This is a genomic window from Natrinema thermotolerans (assembly GCF_031165565.1).
Lineage (GTDB): Archaea > Halobacteriota > Halobacteria > Halobacteriales > Natrialbaceae > Natrinema > Natrinema thermotolerans.
In genome coordinates, this window is the sequence record NZ_CP101873.1 from 1,705,521 (window position 1) to 1,728,222 (window position 22,702).

The 22,702-nt window shown below is 65.8% G+C and carries 20 protein-coding genes; 12 read left to right on the top strand and 8 right to left on the bottom strand.

The features are described 5' to 3' along the window. Position 1 precedes the first annotated feature (1 nt). The 3 genes from NP511_RS22890 to NP511_RS08855 all read left to right on the top strand — a co-directional run bounded on the left by NP511_RS22890 (position 2) and on the right by NP511_RS08855 (position 1,432). Positions 2 to 223 carry a hypothetical protein gene (locus NP511_RS22890; RefSeq protein ID WP_006649819.1) on the top strand — a complete coding sequence of 74 codons (222 nt, stop codon included), beginning with the start codon at positions 2 to 4 and terminating at the stop codon, positions 221 to 223. A gap of 85 nt (positions 224 to 308) precedes the next feature. Beyond that, positions 309 to 626, top strand: a complete 318-nt coding sequence (locus tag NP511_RS08850; protein WP_049965474.1) for a hypothetical protein — start codon at positions 309 to 311, stop codon at positions 624 to 626. Between the two features lie 47 nt (positions 627 to 673). Beyond that, a complete protein-coding gene (locus NP511_RS08855) occupies positions 674 to 1,432 on the top strand; it encodes a TraB domain-containing protein (RefSeq protein ID WP_049965473.1) in 759 nt (252 codons plus the stop codon). A gap of 45 nt (positions 1,433 to 1,477) precedes the next feature. Here the strand turns inward: NP511_RS08855 and NP511_RS08860 are convergent, their stop codons facing one another. Beyond that, positions 1,478 to 3,163, bottom strand: coding sequence for an aldehyde ferredoxin oxidoreductase family protein (locus tag NP511_RS08860; protein ID WP_049965471.1), 1,686 nt, complete (start codon positions 3,161 to 3,163; stop codon positions 1,478 to 1,480). 145 nt (positions 3,164 to 3,308) lie between these two features. Between NP511_RS08860 and NP511_RS08865 the strand changes: the two genes are divergently transcribed. After that, positions 3,309 to 3,932: a DUF2391 family protein gene (locus tag NP511_RS08865; protein ID WP_049965470.1), complete on the top strand. Its 624-nt coding sequence runs from the start codon at positions 3,309 to 3,311 to the stop codon at positions 3,930 to 3,932. A gap of 51 nt (positions 3,933 to 3,983) precedes the next feature. Continuing rightward, positions 3,984 to 4,397, top strand: a complete 414-nt coding sequence (locus NP511_RS08870) for an EamA family transporter (protein ID WP_006649814.1) — start codon at positions 3,984 to 3,986, stop codon at positions 4,395 to 4,397. A gap of 30 nt (positions 4,398 to 4,427) precedes the next feature. Here NP511_RS08870 and NP511_RS08875 read toward each other — a convergent pair whose 3' ends face one another. From NP511_RS08875 to NP511_RS08885, 3 genes are all read right to left on the bottom strand, one after another. Next, a complete protein-coding gene (locus NP511_RS08875; protein ID WP_049965469.1) occupies positions 4,428 to 6,311 on the bottom strand; it encodes a cation:proton antiporter domain-containing protein in 1,884 nt (627 codons plus the stop codon). Positions 6,312 to 6,499: 188 nt separating this feature from the next. After that, the gene (locus tag NP511_RS08880) at positions 6,500 to 8,458 is read right to left on the bottom strand and encodes an AMP-dependent synthetase/ligase (protein ID WP_049965468.1); all 1,959 of its coding nucleotides are present in this window, start codon (positions 8,456 to 8,458) and stop codon (positions 6,500 to 6,502) included. A gap of 203 nt (positions 8,459 to 8,661) precedes the next feature. Further along, positions 8,662 to 9,582, bottom strand: a complete 921-nt coding sequence (locus NP511_RS08885) for an MBL fold metallo-hydrolase (RefSeq protein WP_049965467.1) — start codon at positions 9,580 to 9,582, stop codon at positions 8,662 to 8,664. 144 nt (positions 9,583 to 9,726) lie between these two features. On the opposite strand from NP511_RS08885, the gene NP511_RS08890 reads away from it, so the two are divergent. Continuing rightward, on the top strand, positions 9,727 to 10,887 hold the full coding sequence (locus NP511_RS08890) for an ATP-binding protein (RefSeq protein WP_049965466.1): 1,161 nt from the start codon (positions 9,727 to 9,729) through the stop codon (positions 10,885 to 10,887). A 12-nt stretch (positions 10,888 to 10,899) separates the two neighbouring features. On the opposite strand, the gene NP511_RS08895 is transcribed toward NP511_RS08890, so the two are convergent. Continuing rightward, positions 10,900 to 11,811, bottom strand: coding sequence for a cation diffusion facilitator family transporter (locus NP511_RS08895; protein ID WP_006649809.1), 912 nt, complete (start codon positions 11,809 to 11,811; stop codon positions 10,900 to 10,902). A gap of 211 nt (positions 11,812 to 12,022) precedes the next feature. Between NP511_RS08895 and NP511_RS08900 the strand changes: the two genes are divergently transcribed. From NP511_RS08900 to NP511_RS08915, 4 genes are all read left to right on the top strand, one after another. Beyond that, the gene (locus tag NP511_RS08900; RefSeq protein WP_049965465.1) at positions 12,023 to 12,430 is read left to right on the top strand and encodes a CrcB family protein; all 408 of its coding nucleotides are present in this window, start codon (positions 12,023 to 12,025) and stop codon (positions 12,428 to 12,430) included. Further along, on the top strand, positions 12,427 to 12,855 hold the full coding sequence (gene crcB, locus NP511_RS08905) for a fluoride efflux transporter CrcB (protein WP_049965464.1): 429 nt from the start codon (positions 12,427 to 12,429) through the stop codon (positions 12,853 to 12,855). The genes NP511_RS08900 and crcB overlap by 4 nt, the downstream gene beginning before the upstream one ends. 141 nt (positions 12,856 to 12,996) lie before the next feature. Then, positions 12,997 to 13,572: a magnesium transporter gene (locus NP511_RS08910; protein ID WP_049965463.1), complete on the top strand. Its 576-nt coding sequence runs from the start codon at positions 12,997 to 12,999 to the stop codon at positions 13,570 to 13,572. After that, positions 13,572 to 14,153: a magnesium transporter gene (locus NP511_RS08915; protein ID WP_006649805.1), complete on the top strand. Its 582-nt coding sequence runs from the start codon at positions 13,572 to 13,574 to the stop codon at positions 14,151 to 14,153. The genes NP511_RS08910 and NP511_RS08915 overlap by 1 nt, the downstream gene beginning before the upstream one ends. A gap of 161 nt (positions 14,154 to 14,314) precedes the next feature. Here the strand turns inward: NP511_RS08915 and NP511_RS08920 are convergent, their stop codons facing one another. Next, the gene (locus NP511_RS08920) at positions 14,315 to 15,523 is read right to left on the bottom strand and encodes a potassium channel family protein (RefSeq protein ID WP_049965462.1); all 1,209 of its coding nucleotides are present in this window, start codon (positions 15,521 to 15,523) and stop codon (positions 14,315 to 14,317) included. 109 nt (positions 15,524 to 15,632) lie between these two features. Between NP511_RS08920 and serS the strand changes: the two genes are divergently transcribed. Continuing rightward, entirely contained in the window at positions 15,633 to 17,012 is a 1,380-nt protein-coding gene (serS, locus tag NP511_RS08925; RefSeq protein ID WP_049965461.1) for a serine--tRNA ligase, read from the top strand. Between the two features lie 383 nt (positions 17,013 to 17,395). Here serS and NP511_RS08930 read toward each other — a convergent pair whose 3' ends face one another. Both NP511_RS08930 and NP511_RS08935 read right to left on the bottom strand, forming a co-directional pair. Continuing rightward, positions 17,396 to 18,934 carry a hypothetical protein gene (locus NP511_RS08930; protein WP_233274331.1) on the bottom strand — a complete coding sequence of 513 codons (1,539 nt, stop codon included), beginning with the start codon at positions 18,932 to 18,934 and terminating at the stop codon, positions 17,396 to 17,398. A 473-nt stretch (positions 18,935 to 19,407) separates the two neighbouring features. Further along, positions 19,408 to 21,594 (bottom strand): elongation factor EF-2, encoded by a 2,187-nt coding sequence (locus tag NP511_RS08935; RefSeq protein WP_006649801.1) that lies wholly within the window; start codon positions 21,592 to 21,594, stop codon positions 19,408 to 19,410. A gap of 241 nt (positions 21,595 to 21,835) precedes the next feature. On the opposite strand from NP511_RS08935, the gene NP511_RS08940 reads away from it, so the two are divergent. Next, positions 21,836 to 22,591 carry a DUF5781 family protein gene (locus NP511_RS08940; RefSeq protein WP_049965459.1) on the top strand — a complete coding sequence of 252 codons (756 nt, stop codon included), beginning with the start codon at positions 21,836 to 21,838 and terminating at the stop codon, positions 22,589 to 22,591. Positions 22,592 to 22,702 lie beyond the last annotated feature (111 nt).

The window sequence follows — 22,702 nt, forward strand, 5'->3', positions numbered from 1 at the left end:
GATGCGCGGTGTGAAACGTCTCTACGAGCGCACTGATGCGTGGCTCCGAGGGCTCTCTCGCGGACCGTATGCGGCCGTGTTGGGGCTAATGACCGGTATCGGCGTCCTCGCAGCCGGGTTCCTGTTGAGTCGAGACCTCCTCCTCCTTCGAGCGCTCACGATGGCGCTTGTCATGTTCGGTCTGGAGTACGCGTTCGGACGATTCGGGGCCAACGAGAGCTAACAGCACCCCGTCCTCTCACTGCCACCGTCCTCGAGCCACCGTCAGGTGGCGGGTCGTTTAGTAGCCTCGAGTCCGTAGGCCGCGTATGCGCATCGGCCTCCTCGCGATCATCGTCGGCATCCCGCTGGCCTGGCATCTCGGGCTCACCGCGGTCGCCTACTGGGACGCCGGTCGGGTGGGACTCGAGCCCCAGTGGAAGTGGGCGGCGATCACCTTCTGTATCCCGCTGATCGGGTTTTTCATCTACATCTTCGAGCGCAGCGAACTCTCCTACGACCCCGAGAGCGACCCCTATCGGGGACACAACGTCAACATCCACCCCTCGCGCGCCGACGACACGTCGCTGCCGTCACGCGGTGACGACCGCCTCGAGCCGGAACTCGAGGAAACCGACGACGAGTAGCGGGCGGGGTCGTGGCTTCAAGCCGCTGGCCGGTGAACCCACAGGGGATGTCCGACCACGGCACAGTCACCCTCGTCCCCAGCGTCCACTTCTCGCCGAGCCACTGCCGGCGGGTCCGCGAACGGATCCGTGCGGTCGAGCCGGACCTCGTGGCCGTCGAACTCGACGAGTCGCGCTTCGAGCGCCTCGAGGCCGATAGCGGGCCGGACCTCGCCGAACTGACCCGCGAGCTGTCGCCGCCGGCCGCGGCTGCCTACAGCGCGGTGCGTGCGTTCCAGCGGACGGTCGTTCGCCTCGCCGGACTCGATCCCGACTACACCGATATGGAGGCCGCCATCGAGACGGCCGCCGAGCGCGGAACCGACGTCGCGCTGATCGACGATCCGGTGGCGGAGACCCTGCGGGAACTCGCCCGTCGCGTCGGGCCGTTGACGATCCCTCGAAGTATGCTCCGTGCGCAGTCGATGGGACCGGACGCGTACGTCGACCAGTTGGCGCTGCTCGAGCAACCCGTCGCGGAGATCTCACACGGCGACGACGTCCAGCCGGCGATCGACCACCTACGGCGGCTGTTCCCCGAGGTGGCGGCGGTACTGATCGACCGCCGGGATCGTGCGATGGCGCGGCGACTGCACGCGCTCCGTCGTGACGGTCACGACGTCGTCGCAGTCGTCGGCGCGGGCCACCACAACGGGATCGAGCGGCTGCTCGCGACGCTCGAGGGCGAGCGCAACGCCGCCGAGCGGACCGAGTCGGTCCCGATCAGAACGCCCGCACGGACGGTAACGCGAATTCCGATCGAGTGAGCGGGCTCGAGTCGCTCGCGCCGACCGGGGCAAATCGAGTCGCGATCAGTCGTCGGCCGGTGCCGCGCTGCCTCCGCCGACTTTCGTGTCGGGGACGGTGCCGTCGTCGTTCCAGCCGCGCTCGGCGTAGTACTCCTCGAGGCCCTGTTCGAAGTCGGGCAGCTCGTAGGGGAGCCGGTCGTCGCCGCGGTCGAAGCCGCGCTGGTTGTTGAAGTGCCGTTCCATGGCGACGACTTCGCCACCGAGGGCGAGCAGGTCGTCGTAGTCGGCATCGAGCAGCGTCTCGATGCGTTCCTCGGTCAGGAAGTCCCGGGAGAACTTACAGAAGATCGCGCTGTCCTTGACGGCGTTTAGGTTCTCGAGTTCGACGAGCTTGGGCGGCTTGCCCTCGAGACCCTCCTTCTGGAACGCGTCTTCCTCGCCGACTAGCGGGTACTCGTAGGGGTAGAACTCGGCGTACATGTGGTCGGCACCGCGGTTCGAGGTAGCGAAGGCCAGCCCCTGTCCGTTCAGGGTGCGGCCGTCGTGGGCGGCAAATTCCATGCCCTTGACCGACCAGTTCTCGACCCCGAGGTCGTCGTGGATCCGGTCGACGCCCTCCGCGAGCGTATCACCGACGCCCTCGCGGTGGGCGATCTGCTCGACGAGGTCGTGGATGAGATCGACGTTGCCGAACTCGTCCTCGCTCTTGAGGTAGGCCGCGATGGTGTCACCCGTCGAAATGGTGTCGAGCCCGTAGACGTCACAGAGCTTGTTCGATTGCATCACGTCGACGATGTCGTCGACGCCCGAGTTCGAGCCGAAGGCCATCAGCGTCTCGAATTCCGGCCCTTCCGTCTCGAGGCCGGATTCCTCGTCGCGGGTCGGCAGCTTGCAGGCGAAGGCACACGACGAGCAGGTGCCTTTCTTGTACTTCTTCTCCTCGACGCGGTCGCCGCTGATCCCGTCGATCCCCTCGAAGGACAGGTCCTCGAAGTAGTAACTCGAGAGGGCCTCGACCATGTTGGCGTACTCGGCGACCGAGGTGGTCCCCTGTGCCTTCATCGGGTGGTCGGCCTGCGCGGCCTCGCCGTGGATCTCCATCTGGACGGCCGGGATCTCGACCTCGCGGGTCGAGTCGCCGTCGAAGGTGATCGCCTTGACGTTTTTCGACCCCAGCACCGCGCCGAGCCCGCCGCGGCCGAAGGCCCGTTCTTCCGAGGTCATGACCGAGGCAAAGCGGACCTCGTTCTCGCCGGCCGGCCCGATGACGGCGGTGTGTTCCGGCCCGAGATCGTGTTCGTCCTCGAGGTACTCGCAGGTCTCGGGCACGGTCGCCCCCTCGAGGTCGGGGACGGCCTCGAACTCGACGCCGTCGTCGGTGACGTGGACGACGACGAGGTCGTCGCTCGCGCCGGTAATCTCGACGGCACTGTAGCCGGTCCCCGTAAAGTTCCGCGAGACGAACCCGCCGGCGTTCGAGGAGAGCAGCCCGTCGGTCAGCGGCGAGACGGTCGTCGCCGACGTCCGCCCGGTGAAGCTCATCGTCGAGTGCTGAAGCGGCCCCGTCGCGAAGAACAGGCGGTTGTCGGCTCCGAGCGGATCGACATCGAACGGGATCCGCTCGTGGGCGAGTTTCGTCCCGAGCGCCCGACCGCCGACATAGGACTCGAGGACGTCGTCGATGTCCTCGGTCTCGACGGTTCGGTCCCCGACATCGATCGAACACAGCGGTCCCCATGAGTGTTTCATAGTACCACAGTGGTGGACACGGCCGCAAAACGGTATCGGTTTTTCGGGCGGGATTCGACGCTGAGCCGTTCGGGCGGCGGCTGCGATCGGGCCGGCGGATCCCGAGTCGGCCCGGATTTATCCACTCGCAACGTCTGGTCCCGGTATGTCCCAACCGGACGAGTCGCTCGAGGGCGCGACCATCGACGACGTTTACGAGCAACTCGAGACGCTCGAGGAGACGGTCGACACGGCCGACGAGCGGACGGAGGTGCGGCGGACGATGCGGCTACTGGGCCGGCTCTCGCACAATGCGGCGGTCGGGAACGTCATCACCCGGTTCACCTACAAGGACAAGGCCGAGGCGTTCGTCGGCAGCGTCGTCATCGGGCTCCCGATGCTGGTCGAGGACGGCGTCTTCAGTATCGGCGCGTTCCTCGCGACCCATCCGGCGCTGCTGGCGGCGAACCTCTTGTTTACGGTCGGGCTCGTCGTCGGCATTCTCTACGTCGCCGACTTCAGGGAGGTGCAGATCCATAACCCCTACTTCGGCCTCGTGCCGCGTCGCCCGGTCTGGGTCCTGCTCATCGCGTTCTCGACCGCGGCCGGGCTCATGACGTTGTGGGGGCGGATCGCGTGGGACGAGCCGTGGGTCAATCTCTGTCAGGTCTCGGTCGTCTTCACCGCGATGGCGCTTGGCGGCTCGCTGGGCGATATTCTCCCCGGCGAAGCCGAGCATCGGCCGATAGACGCCCCCGATCGTCGCGGGGACGATCGCGACGACGCGTAAGACAGTCGGCGCGAACGCAACGTTTTTCCGAATCACGGCGAAGCCGGCCGCATGGTCAGTACGTCGATCCTGTTCGCACTGGGCGCGTTGCTCCTCTATGGCGGCTGGGCGGTGGCCGGCGGCGTCGCGACCCGCTCGCTCTCGCCGGTCAACGCCGTGTTCCTCTCGTACGTCGCGAGCCTCGTCATCGCCGGCGGCTACGTCCTCTCGCTTCGCCGTCCCGTCTCCGGCACCCGCGTCGACGTCGCCGCCGCCCTCGTCTCCGGCGCGTTCCTCGCGGCCGCCTCCATCTGCTTCTACGCCGGCCTCGCCCGGGGCAACATGGCGATCGTCTCCGCGATCGCCGCGCTCTACTTCGTGATCCCGGCCATCGTCGGCGTCTTCTACTTCGGGGCACAGCTCAGCGCGACGAACGTCGCGGGACTTGTCCTCGCGGTCGTCGCCGTCGGCCTCGTCGCGACCTGATCAGTCAGTCCGTCCGCGAGAAGCCGAGTGTTAGACCGGTTTGCCACACTGGTTGATCGCCTCCTGAACGGCCTCCGTGCGGCCGATGAGCGTGATGTGATCCCCCGCCTGCAGTTCGACGTCGGGGGTCGGCACTTCGCTGGTCCCGTTCCGGCTCACGAGCGCGATGAGAACGCCGTTCGGGAGTTCGCCCCCGACGTCGACGATCCGCTGCCCGACGAGATCCTCGTCGGTGATCTCGATCTCCTGTACGTCGCCGGAGCGACCGAGTTCGGACATCCAGTCCGAGAGCGCGGGCCGCTCGATCCGATTGTCGATCGCCCACGCGGTCGACTCGGCCGCCGAGATCGTCTGGACGCCGAGGTCCTCGAACGCCGACGCGTTCGACGGGTTGTTCGCCCGAGCGATCACGTTCTCGACGTCGAAGTTCGATTTCGCGAGCTGGGCCACGAGGAGGTTCACGTCGTCGTCGCCGGACGCCGCGACGACGGTCTTGGCGTTCTCCACGCCCGCCTCGCGTAACACCTCGGTGTCGGTGCCGTCGCCTTCGCGGGCGGTGAACCCGTCGTTGCGAAGCTCCTCGAGGACCGTCTTGTCCGCCTCGATCAGGACCACGTTTTCGCCGCGCGCTTCGAGTCGTTCTGCCAGCGAGCGACCGACGCGGCCGCCGCCGATGATGAGTACACGCATGGGTATCACGTCGAGTGTCTCCGCGATCTGCCGGGCCAGGCCGCCCTCGAGGACGACCGTCACGAGGATGACGAGAAAGACCGTCCCGACGAGCAGGTCCGCACCGGCCGGGTTGGTCGGCGCTGCGTCGGTCTGGAGTCGGATCGCGAACAGCGTCGCAACCGAGGCCGGAATGATCCCCCGCGGCCCGACGGCGCTCATAAAGAGCCGCTCTCTGAACGTAAACCGGCCACCCCGTGTCGAGAGAAAGACCAGAAACGGCCGCAAGACGAGCATGACAGCCACCACGACCGCCACGCCGCCGAGCCCGAGCGCGAACAGCTGGTCGAACTCGAGCAGTGCCGCGAGGGTGATGAAGACGAAGGAGAGAACGAGCAGGGTGATATCGCCCTTGAACGCCTCGATCTCCTCCTCGTAGGGGAGGTTGGCGTTGCCCAGGATCAGGCCGGCCGTCGCCGCGGCCGCGACGCCCGCCTCGGCGAAAACGTAATCGGCCGTCCCGAAGGCGACGATCGCCCCCGCTAACGTCAGCAATCGTGCGTTCCGCGGCGCATCGTCTGGCGAAATGTCGACGTACTGCAACACCGCCCAGACGACCGCGGCGACGACGACGCCGACGAGCAGGCCCGTTCCGAGCCGCTCGGCGAACAGTTGCAGGTAGACGTCCGCGTGGGCCTCTCTGACGGTCATCGACTTGAACAGCACGACCGCGAGGATCGCCGCCGTCACGTCGTTGACGATCCCCTCCGTCTCGAGGGTCGCTGCGACCCGGTCACGGACGGGGACGACCTTCAGGATCGGCGTGACGACCGTCGGTCCCGTCGCGACCAAGAGTGCGCCGATCAACAGCGCGATGTCCCAGTTCGCCCCGAGGAAAAAGCGGACTGCGCCGGCGGTTCCCAGAAAGGCGATCGCCGCACCGACCGTCGTCAATCGGATCACGGCTGCCGGCGCTTCCCGTATCTTCTCGGCCTTGAGGTGGAACGCACCCTCGAAGACGATGATGGCTACCGAGAGCCCGACGATCGTCGAGAGTCCGCTCTCGCCGAAGGAGTCGATGGTCAATACGCCGAGCCCCTCCGGGCCGATCGCGACCCCCGCGGTGATGAGAAAGAGAACACTCGGCACCCGAAACCGTGCCGACAACAACTGTGAGAGGACACCGAGTCCGACGATCATGGCGACCAGTATCAGAAGGTCGCCACTGGCCTCTGCACCCGTCATTGTCGGACCCGGCGCTCCATACCCGATCGCCGTCCCGGTGCGACTCGTCCGTCCATTCGGTTGGAAGGAATCAGTCCATGCGGTTAACTCCTGTGAGAAATCCGTACGAATGGCCGAAGGGTAACTGCTGCCGCGTCGATCGCGGCCGAGCGGGATCGAACGCGTCGGCCGTCGGCAAGCCGGACCGATCAGGCGTCCTCGTAGATCCGGTCGACCCGATCCTCGAACCGCTCGAGGATGACCCGTCGCTTCTTTTTCATCGTCGGGGTGAGCATGTCGTTTTCCTCGGTGAACTCCTGGGGCACGAGTTCGAACTGCTTGATCGTCTCGTGTTTCTCGAAGTTCTCGTTGACGCGATCGACCTCTTCCTGAATATGATCGCGGACGCGCTCGTCGTCACACATCGCCTGCGGGTCGTCGGGCAGGTCGATTCCCTCCGCGTCGGCCCACTCGCGGACGTGGTTCGTGTTCGGTACCAGCAGGGCACCGATGAACTTCTCGCCGTCACCGACGACCATCGCCTGCTCGACGACCTCGCTGGCCGCGAAGGCGTCCTCGAGCGGGCCGGGCGCGACGTTTTTCCCCGTCGAAAGGACGATGATCTGTTTGACGCGATCGCGGAACTCGAGGTAGCCGTCGGGGCGGACGTGGATGATGTCGCCGGTACGGAACCAGCGCGTGCCGTCGTCGTCCTCGGTGAACGCGCCCTCGGTCGCACCGGGCTTGTTCCAGTAGCCCTGCGTGACGTTGGGTCCGTTGACGAGGAGTTCGCCGACCTCGCCGGCGTCGTCCGTGAAGGCGTCCTGATCGGCGATGGCCTCGTCGACTTTCACCTCGACGTTGGACAGCGTCGGCCCGATGGTCCCGATCTTCGCGCCCTCGGGCGGGTTCGTCGCGACGATGGGCGAGGTTTCGGTCAGCCCGTACCCCTCGAAGATCGGCAGCCCCATCGCGTGATAGAGCCGACACAGCTCCGGCGAGAGGCTCCCGCCGCCGCTGATCAGGATCTCGATGTTGCCGCCGAGCGCTTCCCGAACCGTCGAGAAGACGAGCTTGTCGGCTAGGGCTTGCTTGGCCTTCAGGATCGGCCCCGGCGACTCCGCCTGCTGGTACGCGACGCCGACGTCGGTCGCCCACTCGAAGATCCGCCGGGAGACGCTCGAGCCGCTGGCCTCCTCGCGGATGCCGTCGTAGATCTTCTCGTAGACGCGGGGAACGCTCGTGGCCGTCGTCGGTTGGACGGTGCTGAAGTCCTCCTGGAGCGTGTCCGGGCTCTCCGCGTAGGCGATACAGGTGCCGCCGGCAAACAGGGCGAAGTGGCCTGCAGTCCGCTCGAAGACGTGAGCCAACGGCAGATACGACATCGCTACCGACTCCTCGTCGAGGACGGGGACGTCGTCGTCCTTGTCCGGCCGCGGACCGAACCGCTTCCGGGAGCCGTTGACGTTCGATCGGAAGTTCCAGTGGGTCAGCTGGACGCCCTTTGGCTTGCCCGTCGTCCCGCTTGTGTAGATCAGGCTCGCCAGATCGTCGAGATCGATCCCATCGATGCGCTCCTGGTAGGTCTCGAGGTCGAAGGCGTCCTCACCGCGGTCGTAGACCTCGCCAAGCGTCAGCACGTCGTCGCGATCGTCGTAGCCGTCGACCTCGTCGATGGTGACGATGAACTCGAGGTCGAGTTCGTCCTCGACCGCGAGGACGTTCTCGAGCAGGTCCTCGTTCTCGACGACGACGCCGTCGGCGTCGGGGTCGTCGAGCAGGTACGCGACCTGGTCGGGCGAGGAACTCGTATAGACCGTCGTGACGGCCGCGCCAGCAGACAGCAGGGCGAAGTCGGTCTGGGCCCACTCCATGCGCGTGTTCGAGAAGATACCGACCCGATCGCCCGTTTCGACCCCCAGTTCGCGAAAGCCGGCCGAGAGGTTGCGAACGATGTCGCGCATCTCGGCATAGGAGAGGGTCCGGAACTCGCCGGGCGTCGCGGCGGGGACGACGTCGTCCGTCAGCGACCGATCGTAGATACCGCCCTTGTACTGTTGGGCTGGACGGTTCGTGTACCGCTCGGCCGCGTCCTCGAACATGCGTGCGAGATTCGTCTCGCCGATGACCTCGTCCTCGTACTCTCGTTCCGCGTCCCGCCAGTTCATATGTGTGTGAGAGTTGCTCCCGTGCGATAAAACGTGATGAAACTTGTTTCATCTATCACTACGTTTATCGCTCGTCGCTGCCGTACGGGAGAGAACCCGCGAGCGCCCCGAAACCGGGCGCTCAACCGAAAAGATCCGAGCGCTGGTTTCGAAATCGGCTCCGAGCGATGGAACCGAGTCGCCATGGCGGCGACGCTACCCGGTCACTCCCGGTGGTCGAGATAGCCCAACACGCCACGCGTGTTCAGTTTCGCCTCCTCGCTGGCTTTCTCCCTGCCCCAGACGTCGGCCAGCTCGGCCTCGTCGGCGAAGTACTCCAGCACCGCCTCGTCGTCGGCGAGTTCACGGCGTTTGTCGGCGACCAGGTCGACCCACTCCTCGAGGACGGTCGCGTATTCGTCGAGGGCCCGTTCGGCGTCGTCGCCGACGAATCGAGGGCCGAAATGCGGGTACAGGAGGACGGCTGGGTCGAGGGCTTGCAGCATTTCGACGTCCGCGAGACACTGCTCGAGGTCGAAGTTCGAGGGCGGCGAGGTCGGCCTGATCCGTTCGACGTCGGGGACCCAGATGCCGGCGGCATCGGCGACGAAGACCGCGTCGTTTGCGGGATCTTCGTAGACGACCTGATGGGGGGCGTGGCCGGGTGCCGCGTGGACTCGCAGTTCGTGTGTCCCGAGATCGATATGGTCCCCGTCCTCGATCGCGACGATCCGGTCCTCGGGGACGGGTTCGGGTTCGACGTAGTGGTCCCACTGGTCGCCGACGGCCGCCTTCGTCCCCGCGACCAGTCGGGAGGGGTCGGCGATGTGATCGGCCCCCAGCGAGGGGACGTAGACGTCGGCGTTCGGACAGTCGGCGGCGAGAAAGCCGGCCCCGCCGGCGTGATCGAGGTGGACGTGCGTCAGCGCGATGACCGCGAGGTCCTCGCGGTCGATGCCGACCTCGGCGAGCGCCTCCCGAAGCAGGTCGTAGTTCGTACCGATGCCCGTATCGACGACGGCCGGGCGGTCATCGTCGAGGATGTAAACGGCACCGTAGCCGCTGGTTTCGTACATTCCCGTATCGAGGTAGTAGCAGTCCGAACAGTCGCCGGCGGTGACCTCGCGGACGTCTCCGATTGCCATATCGAAACGCCGTCATGGGACCCGATAAAAGCTCGCGTCGCGGCGACCCTGGGCCCAGAGCCGGTACAGATTTCACACCTCGCTCTCATGGACAGTGTAAATGACCCGCATCGTCCGCGAATCGCCACCGTCATCGGAGCCGATATGAGCCACGATACGCCGGCTTCGAGCCGACTCGTCGGCACCCCACTGTGGCTCGAGCGGTCGTCGCTGCCCTGGCTCGTCACCGCGTTCGGCGGGCTCTCGATCGCCGGCCTCGTCGGCTGGTGGCTCGCCTTCGCGGACACGATCGGGGCCACCGCCTACCTGACCACCCTGCTCTCGATCGGCGTCCCCGCCGTCGGACTGGGTTGGGGCGGCCACCGGCTCACGGAAAGCGACATCGATGAGAGCCGGTACGGCCGAGTATGCAAGTGGTGTTTCGGCGGTGCGGTCGCCTTTCTGGCGGTCAACATGCTATCGATCGTCTTCTTTCCCGCCGACTCGGTGGCCGCCAACACCACCTGGGCCCACTTCGCGCTCAACACGGGCGCTGTCGGCGGGTTCGCCGTCGGTTACGTCGAAGCGCGGGCCATCCAGCGGGAGGTCGAAGCGACGGCCGCCACGGTCCGCGCCCGGCAACTCGAGGACGAACAGGAGCTGCTGGCGTACCTGAACGACCTGTTGCGACACGAGGTCCTCAACTCCTCCCAGATCATCGGAGGGCATGCGACGCTCCTGCAGGCGGAGTGTGACCGCGAGGCGGTCCGCGACCGCCTCGAGACGATCGAACGCGAGAGTGACAACCTCGTCGGCGTCATCGAGGACGTTCGGGCGATGCTGGACGCGAATCGGGGGCCACAGAGCGGGACCGCGGTCGATCTCGTCGCGGTACTCGAGGCCCAACTCCTCGAGTATCGCACCCGGTTCGACGACGTCGACATCGAGGCCGACCTGCCGGAAACTGCCCACGTCAGCGCTAACGAAGGCGTCAAGTGGATCTTCGCGAACCTCCTCGAGAACGCGATCGAACACAACGAGGGGCGGGCCCGCGTTCGGGTCACCGCCGAGCGGGGGCCGGAAACCGTCGTCGTCAGGGTCGCCGACGACGGCCCGGGAATTGCCGAGGCCGACAGGGAAACGCTGTTCGAACGCAGATCGACCAACCACGGGCTCGGGCTCTACCTCTCGCGGATCCTCGCGAACAGGTACGGGGGCGGCGTCGAACTCGTCGAGACCGGCCCGGACGGCAGCGTCTTCGGGGTGACCTTACAGCGCGCGGCGTCCACCGACGCGGACGTCGATGCGGCCGAGCGTTCGCAGTGAGGCGACTGCCCGTCACCGCTCGGCCGACTCCTTCCACTCGCCGATCCCCGATGGATCGAGGTGGACGTGTGCGTCACCGACGTCCTCGAGGCCCCGGAGGCGATCGACCAACGCCGACTCGATGTCGTGGGCCTCCCGGAACGGCATGTCACCGTCGACCTCGACGTGGACCTCGACCTCGAGGACGGTACCGTCGTAGAAGACCGTCAGGTCGTGGACGCCCTCGACGGCCGGGTGGCGACGGAGGGCCCCAGTGATCTCCCCCCGTTTCTCGGGCCCGGGAGCAGCACCGATGAGATAGTCGACGTTTTCCCGGCCGATCTCGACGCCCTGATAGACGACGAGCAGGCTGACGAGGCCGCCGGCGATCGGGTCGAGGATCGGGTAGTTCACCAGCACGCCGAGGACGCCGACGATGGCGGCAATCGACGTGTAGATGTCGTTCAGACAGTCCTTCGCGAGCGCGGCGAGTGCGGTCGACTGGAGACGGTCGTTGATCCGGACGGTGTAGCGATAGACCAGGTACATATCGCCGATCGAGAAGCCAAGCGCCGCGAGCAACAGGACGCTGAACTCGATATCGGGGCCTGCCAGGAGTCCCTCGACCGACCGGTAGAGCAGGTTCAGCCCGAGCAGTGCGATCATCGCCCCGACGAAAAGCGCCGTCAGCGGTTCGATCCGGTCGTGCCCGTGTGGATGCGTCGTGTCGGGTTCGTCGAATGAACTCCGCCCCCAGACGAGGACGACGACGCTGGCGACCAGATCCGCCAGCGAGTGGGCCGCGTCGGCGAGCAGGGCAACGCTGCCGAAGGCAAGCCCCGCGCTTCCCTCGGCGACGATCTTCACGACGTTACCGAGGACGTTCGCCCACGACGCTCGCGCGAACGCCGACCGACCACCGTCCGCGGGGACGTCTTCGGCCATGGCTCGGTTTAGAGCGAGTCTAACCTTGGGTCTTTCCCTCCTCGCTCGTCACGGCGTGACGGTGTTCGCAACGTTCATTTCGCGCCTGGACGAACCGCGTCGTATCCGGGCGATGGGGCCCGCCTGACCCAACTGCCGACCGTCGCGACCGGGCCGTGACGCCCCCGCGTCGTGGGCGCCGGTCGGCTGACGGTCCCTGCCACCACCAGCCATGGCAGACTCACATCCCCTCGTTCGACTCGAGACGGTCGCACTGATCGCTATCGGCGGGTTCGCCGGCTCGAACCTCCGGCTCTTCGCGATGGGTGTGGTCCCGGATACGGCGTCGATCGTCCTCGTCAACGCGGTCGCCAGTGCCGTCCTCGCCGTCGTCGTCTACGAGGCCGAGGCCGCCGGCCGGCTGTCGTCGCGGGCGCGACTCGTCTTTACGACCGGATTCCTCTCCTCGCTGTCGACCTACAGCACGTTCGCGCTGCAGGCCGCGCTCGCGTCGACGCCGCTTGCCCTGCTGGGCATCGTCGCCGCCAACTACGGTTTCGGACTTGCCGGGGTACTCGCGGGTCGTTCGCTCGCGCGTCGCCTCGGCGGTCCCCGACCCGCCGGTGGTGAGACGGCGTGAGCCCGGCACTGCTGAGCGCCCCGCTGCTCGAGGCGCTCGCCCGCGCGACCGTCACCGTCGACCCCGAGCCGGCCCACGTCGTCGGCACCGGCGGCGCGATCGGGGCGGTCTGTCGGTACCTGGTCGGCCACTGGGTCTCGAGTCGCCTCGAGAGCGGGCGGCTCCCGCTGGCGACGTTCGTCGTCAACGTCGTCGGGAGCTTCCTGCTCGGGCTCGTCGTCTTCGCGGGCGCGAGCGAGTCGACACTACGACTCGTCGCGACCGGGTTCTGTGGCTCGTTCACGACGTTTTCCTCGTTTTCCGTCGAGACCGTTCGACTGTACGAGGACGGCGACCGCGTCCTCGCGATCGGCAACGCCGCGGCCGGTCTCGCCGGGTCGCTCGCCGCGATCGGCCTCGCGTGGGGACTCGTCGCCGCCCTCTGAGGCCCGGCTCCGGGCACCACGCCGGCCCGGTCGAAACACGTTAGCGATCCCCCAGATACGGTACCTATCCCCATGGGTTCGCGCGATCCGCTCGGGTTCGACCCGTGGTAGGTATATGTCCGGCCTGCGTTAGACGACGCTATGGCGGCTCGCCAAGACGCGTGGCGCATCTACCGCGAGTCACTGCCGATCCTCGTGGTCAGCCTCGCCGGCGGGGTTTTCGCCGGCTCAGTCCTCGGCTCGGAGGGGATGACTGCGGGATTCGAGCGGTTCCCCGGCCTCCTGTTGCTCCTGCCCGCATTCCTCGCGACTCGGGGGAACGTCTACGGGGCGCTCGGCGCGCGCATCTCGAGTGGCCTCCATCAGGGGATGATCGATCCGGAGTTCTCGTGGGACCGGCGACTCGTCAACGCCGTCGCGGCCTCCTTTATCAACGGGATCGGCATCTCGGTGTTCATCGCCGTCCTCTCGTGGGGAATTCTCCAGTTGCTGGGTCGCGACTCCGCGCGGCTGATCGAACTCGTCGGTATCATGCTGGTCTCGGGCGTGTTGACCTCGTTCACGCTGATCTTCGGCATGCTGGCGCTGGTGTTTGCCAGCTACAAGTACGGGCTCGATCCCGACAACCTGATCGGGCCGATCGTCACCACACTCGGCGATATCTTCGGCGTCGTCTTCCTGTTCGTCGCGATCACCGTCGTCGGGGTGATCTTCTGATGGGCGCGACCGATCCCGACGAGTCGGTCAACACCTGGTCGGTCCGGAGCATCGTCGCCACGATGTTTCCCATCCTGATCGCACTCTCGATCCTCGAGATGGGGTCGGGCTACGTCCTCGAGGAACTCGAGGCAACCTACCTCGCAAATCCCACGCTGCTCGTCCTGGTGCCCGTGATGATCGGTATGGGCGGCAACCTCGGCGCGATCCTCTCCTCGCGGCTCTCGACGCGGCTCCACCTGGGCCTGCTCGAGTTCGACCCCCGCGACGAGGTGCTGTGGACGAACGTGTTGGCGATACTCGGGCTCGCGGCGACGATCTTTACCGCGCTGGGGATCGTCGCCTGGCTCGTCGGCCAGTTCATCGCCGAACCGATGGCGCTCGTCGACCTCATGGTCATCTCGGTCGTCAGCGGGATGGTGCTGGCCGGGCTGGCGATCGTCCTCAGCGTCCTCGCGACCTACGTCTCCTACAAACAGGGGCTGGACCCCGACGACACGACGATCCCGGTCGTCACGAACGTCTGTGACATCCTCGGCGTGATCGTCCTCTCGGGGGTTGCGATCGTCGTCCTGAACTGAGACCGTCCCGAACGGAACTCAAGGCTCGAACGCCGGACTGGCGTCTCACCGGTCACAGCCGACTCGAGAAAGGACCGTTTTCCCGTCGTATCTTCACCTTGTGACCAGAACTACTTAAAGGGCGAGCGACCCGGTGGGCCCCGAACCCGCCCTCCGCGTGGCTACGCGGACGCGAGATCCCGGAAGGCGGCGGCGGCCGTCCGGGTCCCTTTCGCGATCAATACGTCGCCGCCGCGCAGTTCGGCATCGGCGTCGGCCACCAGCAGCCAGCCCTCGTCCGGCCGGCGGATGGCGATTACCGACATCGTCGAGTCGGCGTCGGGAACGCCCTCGGTCACCGCGGTCCCGTCGAGTTCGCTGCCCCGTTCGACCGGGATGCGGGCGATGATCTCGTCGCTCTCCTGGACCGCCAACTGGACGACCGGATGGACGTCGATATCGCGCAGGACGCCCTCGCTGATCTCGATCGCGGTGTCGCTGATCCGCTCGGTGCTGCTGCCCAGTTGGATCAGTCCGCGCAACACGACCGGATCCGTCGCGTCCGCGGCCGCCCGCAACGTCCAGGCCTCGAACCGCGACTGCATCGCGTCGACCTCGACCTCCAAGTTGCGGACCTCCTCGGCCAGTTCCTCGCTGTCGAACAGCACGCTGCTGTAGGCCAGATCGACCGCCAGCTCCGAGAAGTCCTTCATGTGGATGATCGTGTCCACCGCCCGCTCGAGATCGTCGATATCGGGACTCTCGACCGTGGGCGCTTCGTAGACCTCCCCGGTCAGGGTCTCACAGACGTCGCCGATCGCCGACTCGGGCCCCCGGAGAAAGGCGACGTCGTCGGCCTCGATCCGCGTCGTCGGCCCCGGGTTGAGTAGCCACTCGCTGCCCCGCCGGAGCGCGATGGCTCGGACGCCGGTCTCGGACTCGAGGTCGATGTCCTGCAGCGTCCGGCCGGCGTATGGGGAGTCAGCCGCGACGACCCCCCGGAGCAGGGCTTCCGCGGCGTCGGGCAGGGCCGCCCGCATCGCTTCGGGCAGCCCCATATCCTCGAGGACGATCTTCGCGATGTCGCCGGCGGCATCGCTGATCTCGTCGGCAGCCCCGACGATGCCAAGCACCGGCGCGAGCTGTTCGGCGTCGGCCGGTTTCCGGGCGGCCATCAGCAGGCTCATCCGCGCGCGCATCTCGAGGACGTCCATTCGCTCCTCGAGTCGGAGGACCTCCGTCGCGAGTTCCTCGCTGCGATGGAGGACCGCCGAGTACGAGAGGTCGATCAACAGCTCCGCGGTGTCTTTCATCTCGACGAGTACGTCCTTGACACTGACCGGCTCGTACTCGATCGATGCCGACGATGTCTCGCCCTCGAGCGGGTCCATACCTCGAGAGTCCGCCCGCCGACGAAAAAAGCGTTTCCCGCCGATCCCGCGGCCGACCGCGAGCCAGCCTTCCGACACGGTTTTGCCCGGGCACAGAGAACGCACGAGCATGCTCGACCGGACCGATCTACGCGAGAACCCAGACGAGGTGCGCTCGGCCCTCGATGACCGTGGGGCCGACGTCGATATCGACGAGTTACTCGAACTCGACGAGCGCTGGCGGGAGCTGAAAGCCCGCGGCGACGACCTGCGCCACGAGCGCAACCAGATCACCAAGAAGATCGGACAGCTCGTCGCCGACGGCGAGGACGAGAAACGGGAGGAGGCCATCGAGCGCTCCCAGGACCTCAAAGCCGAGATCGAGGACGTCGAGGACGAGGCCATCGAACTGCAGGACGAACTCCAGGAGCGGCTGCTCGAGGTCCCCCAGCTCCCCGACGAGAGCGTGCCACTGGGTGTCGACGAGCGCCACAACGTCGAGGACCGCCGCTGGGGCTTCGACGAGGACCACGACCTCCCCGACGAGGTCACCCCCCACTACGAACTCGGCGAGGAACTCGACATCATTGACGAGGAACGGGCCGCCAAGACGACCGGTGCCGGCTTCTACTTCCTCAAGGGCGAGGGCGCACAGCTCGAACACGCCTTGATCCAGTTCATGATGGACGTCCACCGCGAGCAGGGCTACGTCGACGTCTTCCCGCCGGTCCCGGTCAAGAGTTCGTCGATGCAGGGAACCGGACAGCTGCCGAAGTTCGCCGACGACGCCTACCGACTGGGCGGCAACAACGAGGAAGCCTACGACGACGACGACCTCTGGCTCTGTCCCACCGCGGAGGTCCCGGTCACCAACATGTACGCCGACGAGATCCTGCTGGACGACGACCTCCCGCTGAAACACCAGGCCTACACCCCGAACTTCCGGCGTGAAGCCGGCGAACACGGCACCGAAACCCGGGGCATCGTCCGCGTCCACCAGTTCAACAAGGTCGAACTCGTCAACTTCGTCGAACCCGAGGACAGCTACGACCGCCTCGAGGACCTGCTCGACGAGGCCGAGGAGGTCCTCCGTCGGCTCGACCTGCCCTACCGCATCCTCGAACTCTGTACCGGCGATCTCACGTTCGCCTCCGCCAAGACCTACGACATCGAGGTCTGGGCCCCCGGCGACGACATGGACGACGGCCCCGAGGAAGGCGGGCGCTGGCTCGAAGTCTCGAGCGCATCGAACTTCGAGGACTTCCAGGCCCGACGCGCCGGCCTGCGCTACCGACCCGAGCGCCACGAGTCGGCCGAGTACCTGCATACCCTGAACGCGTCGGGACTCGCGATCCCCCGGGTGATGGTGGCCATCCTCGAGTACTACCAGAACGAGGACGGCACGGTCACGATCCCCGAACCCCTGCGGCCGTACATGGGCGGCAAAGAGGTCATCGAAGGCCACGAGAAGGTCGGCGAGTCGGCGCTGGGTGCAGGCGAACGCGAGTAGCGCGCTCCCGCCGGTCTCCCTTGTCCGGAATCACCTATAGTAGCTCTTGAAACGATTTACACACCGATCGCAACGTTGTCCTTCGATCGGGTGTGCATTGACTTTCAAGAGCTACGATAGCCCGTCAGAACGGTGATCTCGGGTCCGGAGTCGATACGTCTGGGGCGGGATATGCTGACCAGTGGAGGTGAGAAATACTGTGCGATCGGATCCTCGTCGACGACTGGGTCGTCCGTTGCTGACTCGACGGGTAGGGGTGCCGACGGCGGACGATCGCCGCGAACGCGCGCCGGCGGCCAGTTCGGGGGATCACCGCGACGGAATCACCGTCGATGGCCGGGTTACTGCCCCCGGGTCAGTCGCCCGCACCGATACTAACGGCGTTACTGGCTGGCCAAGTTCCGGATGTCCTCGACGGCGTCGGCCGCGTTGTTCAGCGCGTCCGCGATCGGCGGCAGCGTAGCGTCTTCGGCGGCTGCACGGGCCTCCTCGACGGTACTCACGTCGTACTCGACACCGGCCTGGGCCTCGATCTCGGCCGTGACCTGCGTGAAGATCTCCTCGGCGAGGGCGTCGATCGTCTCGGCATCGGCGCTGTCGATCGTCCCGACCGGCTCGACGTTCTCGAGTTGTGCGTTGATGTCCTCGACGATCGAGTTGATCTCCGCGACCGTTTCGCTATCGCCGTCCTCACCGTTGCCGTCGTCACCGTCGCCGCCGTCGTCGATGGTGTAGTCGGCGATAGTCGCGATCTCCTCGACGGCGTCGGCCGCGTTGTTCAGCGCGTCCGCGATCGGCGGCAACGAGGCCTCCTCGGCCGCTTCCCGTGCCTCCGCAGGCGTACTCACGTCGTACTCGACGCCGGCCTGCGCTTCGATCTCGGCCGTGACCTGCGTGAAGATCTCCTCGATGAGCGCGCCGATCGTCTCGTCGTCGGTGTCCTCGATCGTCCCGACCGGCTCGACGTTCTCGAGTTGTGCGTTGATGTCCTCGACGATCGAGTTGATCTCCGCGACCGGTTCGTCGTCGCCACCGTCGTCACCGCCGTCGTCGATAGTGTAGTCGGCGATAGTCGCGATCTCCTCGACGGCATTGGCCGCGTTGTTCAGCGCGTCCGCGATCGGCGGCAACGAGGCCTCCTCGGCCGCTTCCCGCGCCTCAGCGGGCGTGCTGACGTCGTACTCGACGCCGGCCTGCGCTTCGATCTCGGCCGTGACCTGCGTGAAGATCTCCTCGATGAGCGCGCCGATCGTCTCGTCGTCGGTGTCCTCGATCGTCCCGACCGGCTCGACGTTTGCGAGTTCCGCGTTGATGTCCTCGATGATGGCGTTGATCTCCGCGACGGGGCCGTCATCGCCGGGATCTTCGTCCTCTTCTTCCGTGACGACCTCACCGTCGGCTTCGCCACCGATTCCGGCGTCCGCGGCCGCGTTGCGCATGACGACGTTCAGATCGGTCTCGCTCGAGCCGCTGACGTCGTTGACGCTGACCACGAGGCGGAGGGCGACGTTCTTTTCAGTCACACTGCCGTCTTCTGCCGCTCGGAAATCCGATGCGGAGAGACCGTCGTGATCGAGGACGCTCCCCGAAAGGTCCTCTCCGAGGGAAACGTCCGACTGGCTGGTGCCGCTGACCGAAGTCGTCGCCTCGTCGATCGTCGCCGCGTTGCCGCCGTGGACTACCTGGAGTTCGACCGTCGCTTCCCCTGGGTTCTCGTCCAGTCCTTCGTACTGGAAGACGACGTTGGTCGCACCTGCACGGATGTCCGAGAGGGACCCGTCGTCACTTTCCCCGCTGATGCTAGTTCCGGTGAACCGATAGTCGCCGATTTCTGCTGCTGCTGAACCCGAAAGCACTACTGCAGTGCCGATAGCTGCCGTGCCGATACCGCCTGTACTCGCGATGAACTTGCGTCGATTCATTGTTGCTCTCTGACGCCGTACGACGCCCGGCGCTGGCGGACTCACAGCATTGCCACTCGTCGGTTACCTGCACTGACCGACCGCGTTCGCAACGCGACTTATTTGCGTGTGAGTGGCGCAACAAACTATGCCCCCAGTGATAAATATTTTCGATTATAAATTACAAATAATTTTCAACCGTTTTTAGATTTATTAAAGTAACAGCCAGTCAATATGCCGATCGACGATGCATCGAGAACGGGTCGTGGCGAATCAACGGCTGCGACACGACAACGTCAGGACTCCTCGAGAGCCATCACGCAGTTCCACGTCACGACGGGTTTCGTCGGAACGACGGGCGAAACTGGAACACGGTGTCGACGAGCCGTGAGAGCGTCTCCACTCGCGGTCGATAGAAAGCGCGGCTGATCGGAGAGAACCGAACGCGTCCGATCAGCACGTGGGTGCGAGGCTGTCCGTTTCGAACGGCGGCCTTATATGTAGTCGATACTCGGCGGCAGTTCGAGCTTCATGCCCTTGCGCTCGCGGATCTCCATGATCTTGTCGCGCTGGAGGGAGTTGGACATGACCTCGAAGCCGGCGTTCTCGGTGTTCCAGGAGGCGCGGCCCTCGGTCGCGGAGCGGATGTCCGAGGCGAAGCCGATCATCTCGCCGACGGGCGCGATGCCCTCGACGACCATCAGATCGCCTTCCTGGTACATGTCGTCGACGCGGCCACGACGGCCCTGGATCTCGCCCGAGGCCGCGCCCATGTGGTCGTTGGGCACGTCGATGCGGACGTCCTGCATCGGCTCGAGCATCTTGATCTGGCCGTCGATCAGCGACTTGTGGACGGCTTCGCGGGTCGCGGGGATGACCTGTGCCGGGCCACGGTGGATGGTGTCCTCGTGGAGCCGTGCGTCGTGCAGGCGGATGAGCGTCCCCTGAACCGGCTCGTTGGCGAGCGGGCCGTTGTCGAGGGCTTCCTCGAGCCCCTCGATGACGAGTTCCATCGTCTCGTTCAGGTGCTGAATCCCCTTCGTGTCGTCGATGAGGACGTTCGTCCCGTGGATGTGTTCGACGTTCTGGGAGGTCTCCTTCTCCATGCCGGCCTCCTGCAGGGCCTCACGGCGTTCCTGCTCGGGCATGTCCATCGAGGCCTCGCCGCGCTTGATGGTCTCGACGAGGTCGTCCGTCATCGGCTCGATGGAGATGTAGAAGCGGTTGTGCCGGTTCGGCGAGATGCCCTCCACTTCGTCGCTGGGCTCCTGGGGCTGCTCGCGGTAGACGACGATCGGCTCACCGGTGTTGACCGGGATACCCTGGTTCTTCTCGATACGCTGGGTGATGACCTCAAGGTGGAGTTCACCCTGTCCCGAAATGAGGTGTTCGCCGGTGTCTTCGTTGATGTCGATCTGGATCGTCGGGTCCTCCTTGGAGACCTGTCGCAGCGTCTCGATCAGCTTCGGCAGGTCGTCCATGTTCTGGGCCTCGACGGACTTCGTAATGACCGGCTCCGAGATGTGTTCGATCGACTCGAACGGCGTCATCTCGACACTCGAGACGGTCGAGCCGGCGATGGCGTCTTTGAGACCCGTGACGGCGGCGATGTTCCCGGCGGGAACCTCGTCGACCTCCTCGCGTTCACCGCCCATGTAGATCCCGACCGACTGGATGCGGTTCTTGCCGGCGGTCCCGGAGACGTACAGCTCCTGGCCCTTCTCGAGGGTACCCGAGAAGACACGTCCCGCGGCGATCTCGCCGGCGTGGGGGTCGATCCCGATGTCGGTAACCATCAGGACGACGTCGCCGTCCTCGTCGACGAGGCGCATCGACTCCGAGAGGTCGCTCTCGTCGTCGCCGCGCCAGATACGCGGGATACGACGGGGCTGGGCCTCGAGGGGGTCCGGGAAGTGTTCACAGACCATGTCGAGGACGACGTCCGACAGCGGCGTCCGGTCGTGGAGTTCCTGGCGCTTGTCGGCGCGCTCGAGTTCCATGATTTCGCCGAAGTCCATCCCGGTGCGTTGCATCGACGGCATGGAGACGCCCCACTTGTACAGCGCGGAGCCGAAGCCGACGGTACCGTCTTCGACGGAAACCGTCCAGTCCTCGATGTCGTCCATCTCCTCGGTCATGCCGCGGATGAGTTCGTTGACGTCGTGGATGACCGAGAGGAGACGCTGTTGCATCTCCTCGGGACCCTCCTGCAGCTCGGAGATCAGGCGGTCGACCTTGTTGATGAACAGCGTCGGCTTGACGCCCTCTCGCAGTGCCTGTCGCAGCACCGTCTCGGTCTGGGGCATGGCCCCTTCGACGGCGTCGACGACCACGAGGGCACCGTCGACGGCCCGCATCGCGCGGGTGACGTCGCCACCGAAGTCGACGTGGCCCGGCGTGTCGATGAGGTTGATGAGGTGGTTTTCGTCCTCGTACTCGTGAGTCATCGAGACGTTCGCCGCGTCGATGGTGATCCCGCGTTCCTGCTCGTCTTCCTCGGTGTCCATCGCGAGCTGTTCACCGGCGGTCTCGTCGGAGATCATGCCGGCACCGGCCAGCAGGTTGTCCGTAAGGGTCGTTTTCCCGTGGTCGACGTGAGCGGCGATGGCGATGTTCCGAATGTTCTTCGGTTCGTCCATCAGCCGTTCACACTCTTGGACGATCTTCTTGCGTCGGCCCATATACCCCTCATTACCGGCAGCGGGGTCAAAAGGGTAGTGTTTCGTCGGCGCCGAAATCCGCCGTCGTTCCCGGTTTGAACGTTGGAATATCCAATTTGAGTGAGTGAATCACTCCCAATATTATGACGATCCGGCCGCGAGTCGGTTGCCGCCCGCGATGTGAGACGACGAACGCGACGGAGTCGATGACGTGCGAACGCACAAAAGAGTCAAATCCCGTCGGCTCTTGGTAGAACTACACATGGATATTCGCGTGCAGGGACCGGGCCCGACCTCTCCATTCCTCAGCGCCCGGGACCTCTTCGAAACCGAACACGACCTCTCGCTGCCGGTCCACGTCCAGCTTCGGGACGATCCCGACGAACGGACCTGGGCCGCCCACTACGACGATCGCCACGTCCTGAACATCTCGCGACAGGCCGCCTCGAGCGCGATGGCCCGCGAACTCGCCCTCCACGAGTTCGCACACATGGCGCGTCACGAACAGGACCACCCCTCACACACCCAGTCGACCGAGGAGGTTCTCTACCTGGCACTGGCCGGCAAGAGCGTCGAACGCCGCAAGCTCTCGCACTGCTACCAGATCGCCAACCACATGAAAGACATCTACGCCGACGACATCACCCTCTCGGTCGGTCCCGGCGAGAAACTGCTCTCCTTCCTCGAGTCGAGTCTGGCCGCGGCGGTTGCCGATCGGCCCGAAACGCCGCCCCGTCCAGGCCTCGAGCGGCTGTCCGCCAGCGCCGACCCCGAGATCACGGCGGTGAACGCGGCCTTCGCGCTCGCGCTCGCGGAGCGACACGACCTCGTCGACAGGGACCACCGACTCTACGATCTCGCGCACGCGGCAGCGATGGACGCCCCGGAGATCGACTTCGAAGGGTTCAAACGGCGGTTCCGGGAACTCGGGCGGGAGACCGACGCGAGTACGTACCGACAGGTGCTGGTCGATGCGACCCGGTCGTACGTCGGCGGTGACGGCCTTGCGGCCGATTGAGTACCGTCGTGACGTGCGGGTCCGGCATCGACACCCACAGCGCACAACGCGACGCCCATCGCTCGAGCCAGCCTACAGTTCGGCCCGAACGTTTATTGTTTGATGCCAAGA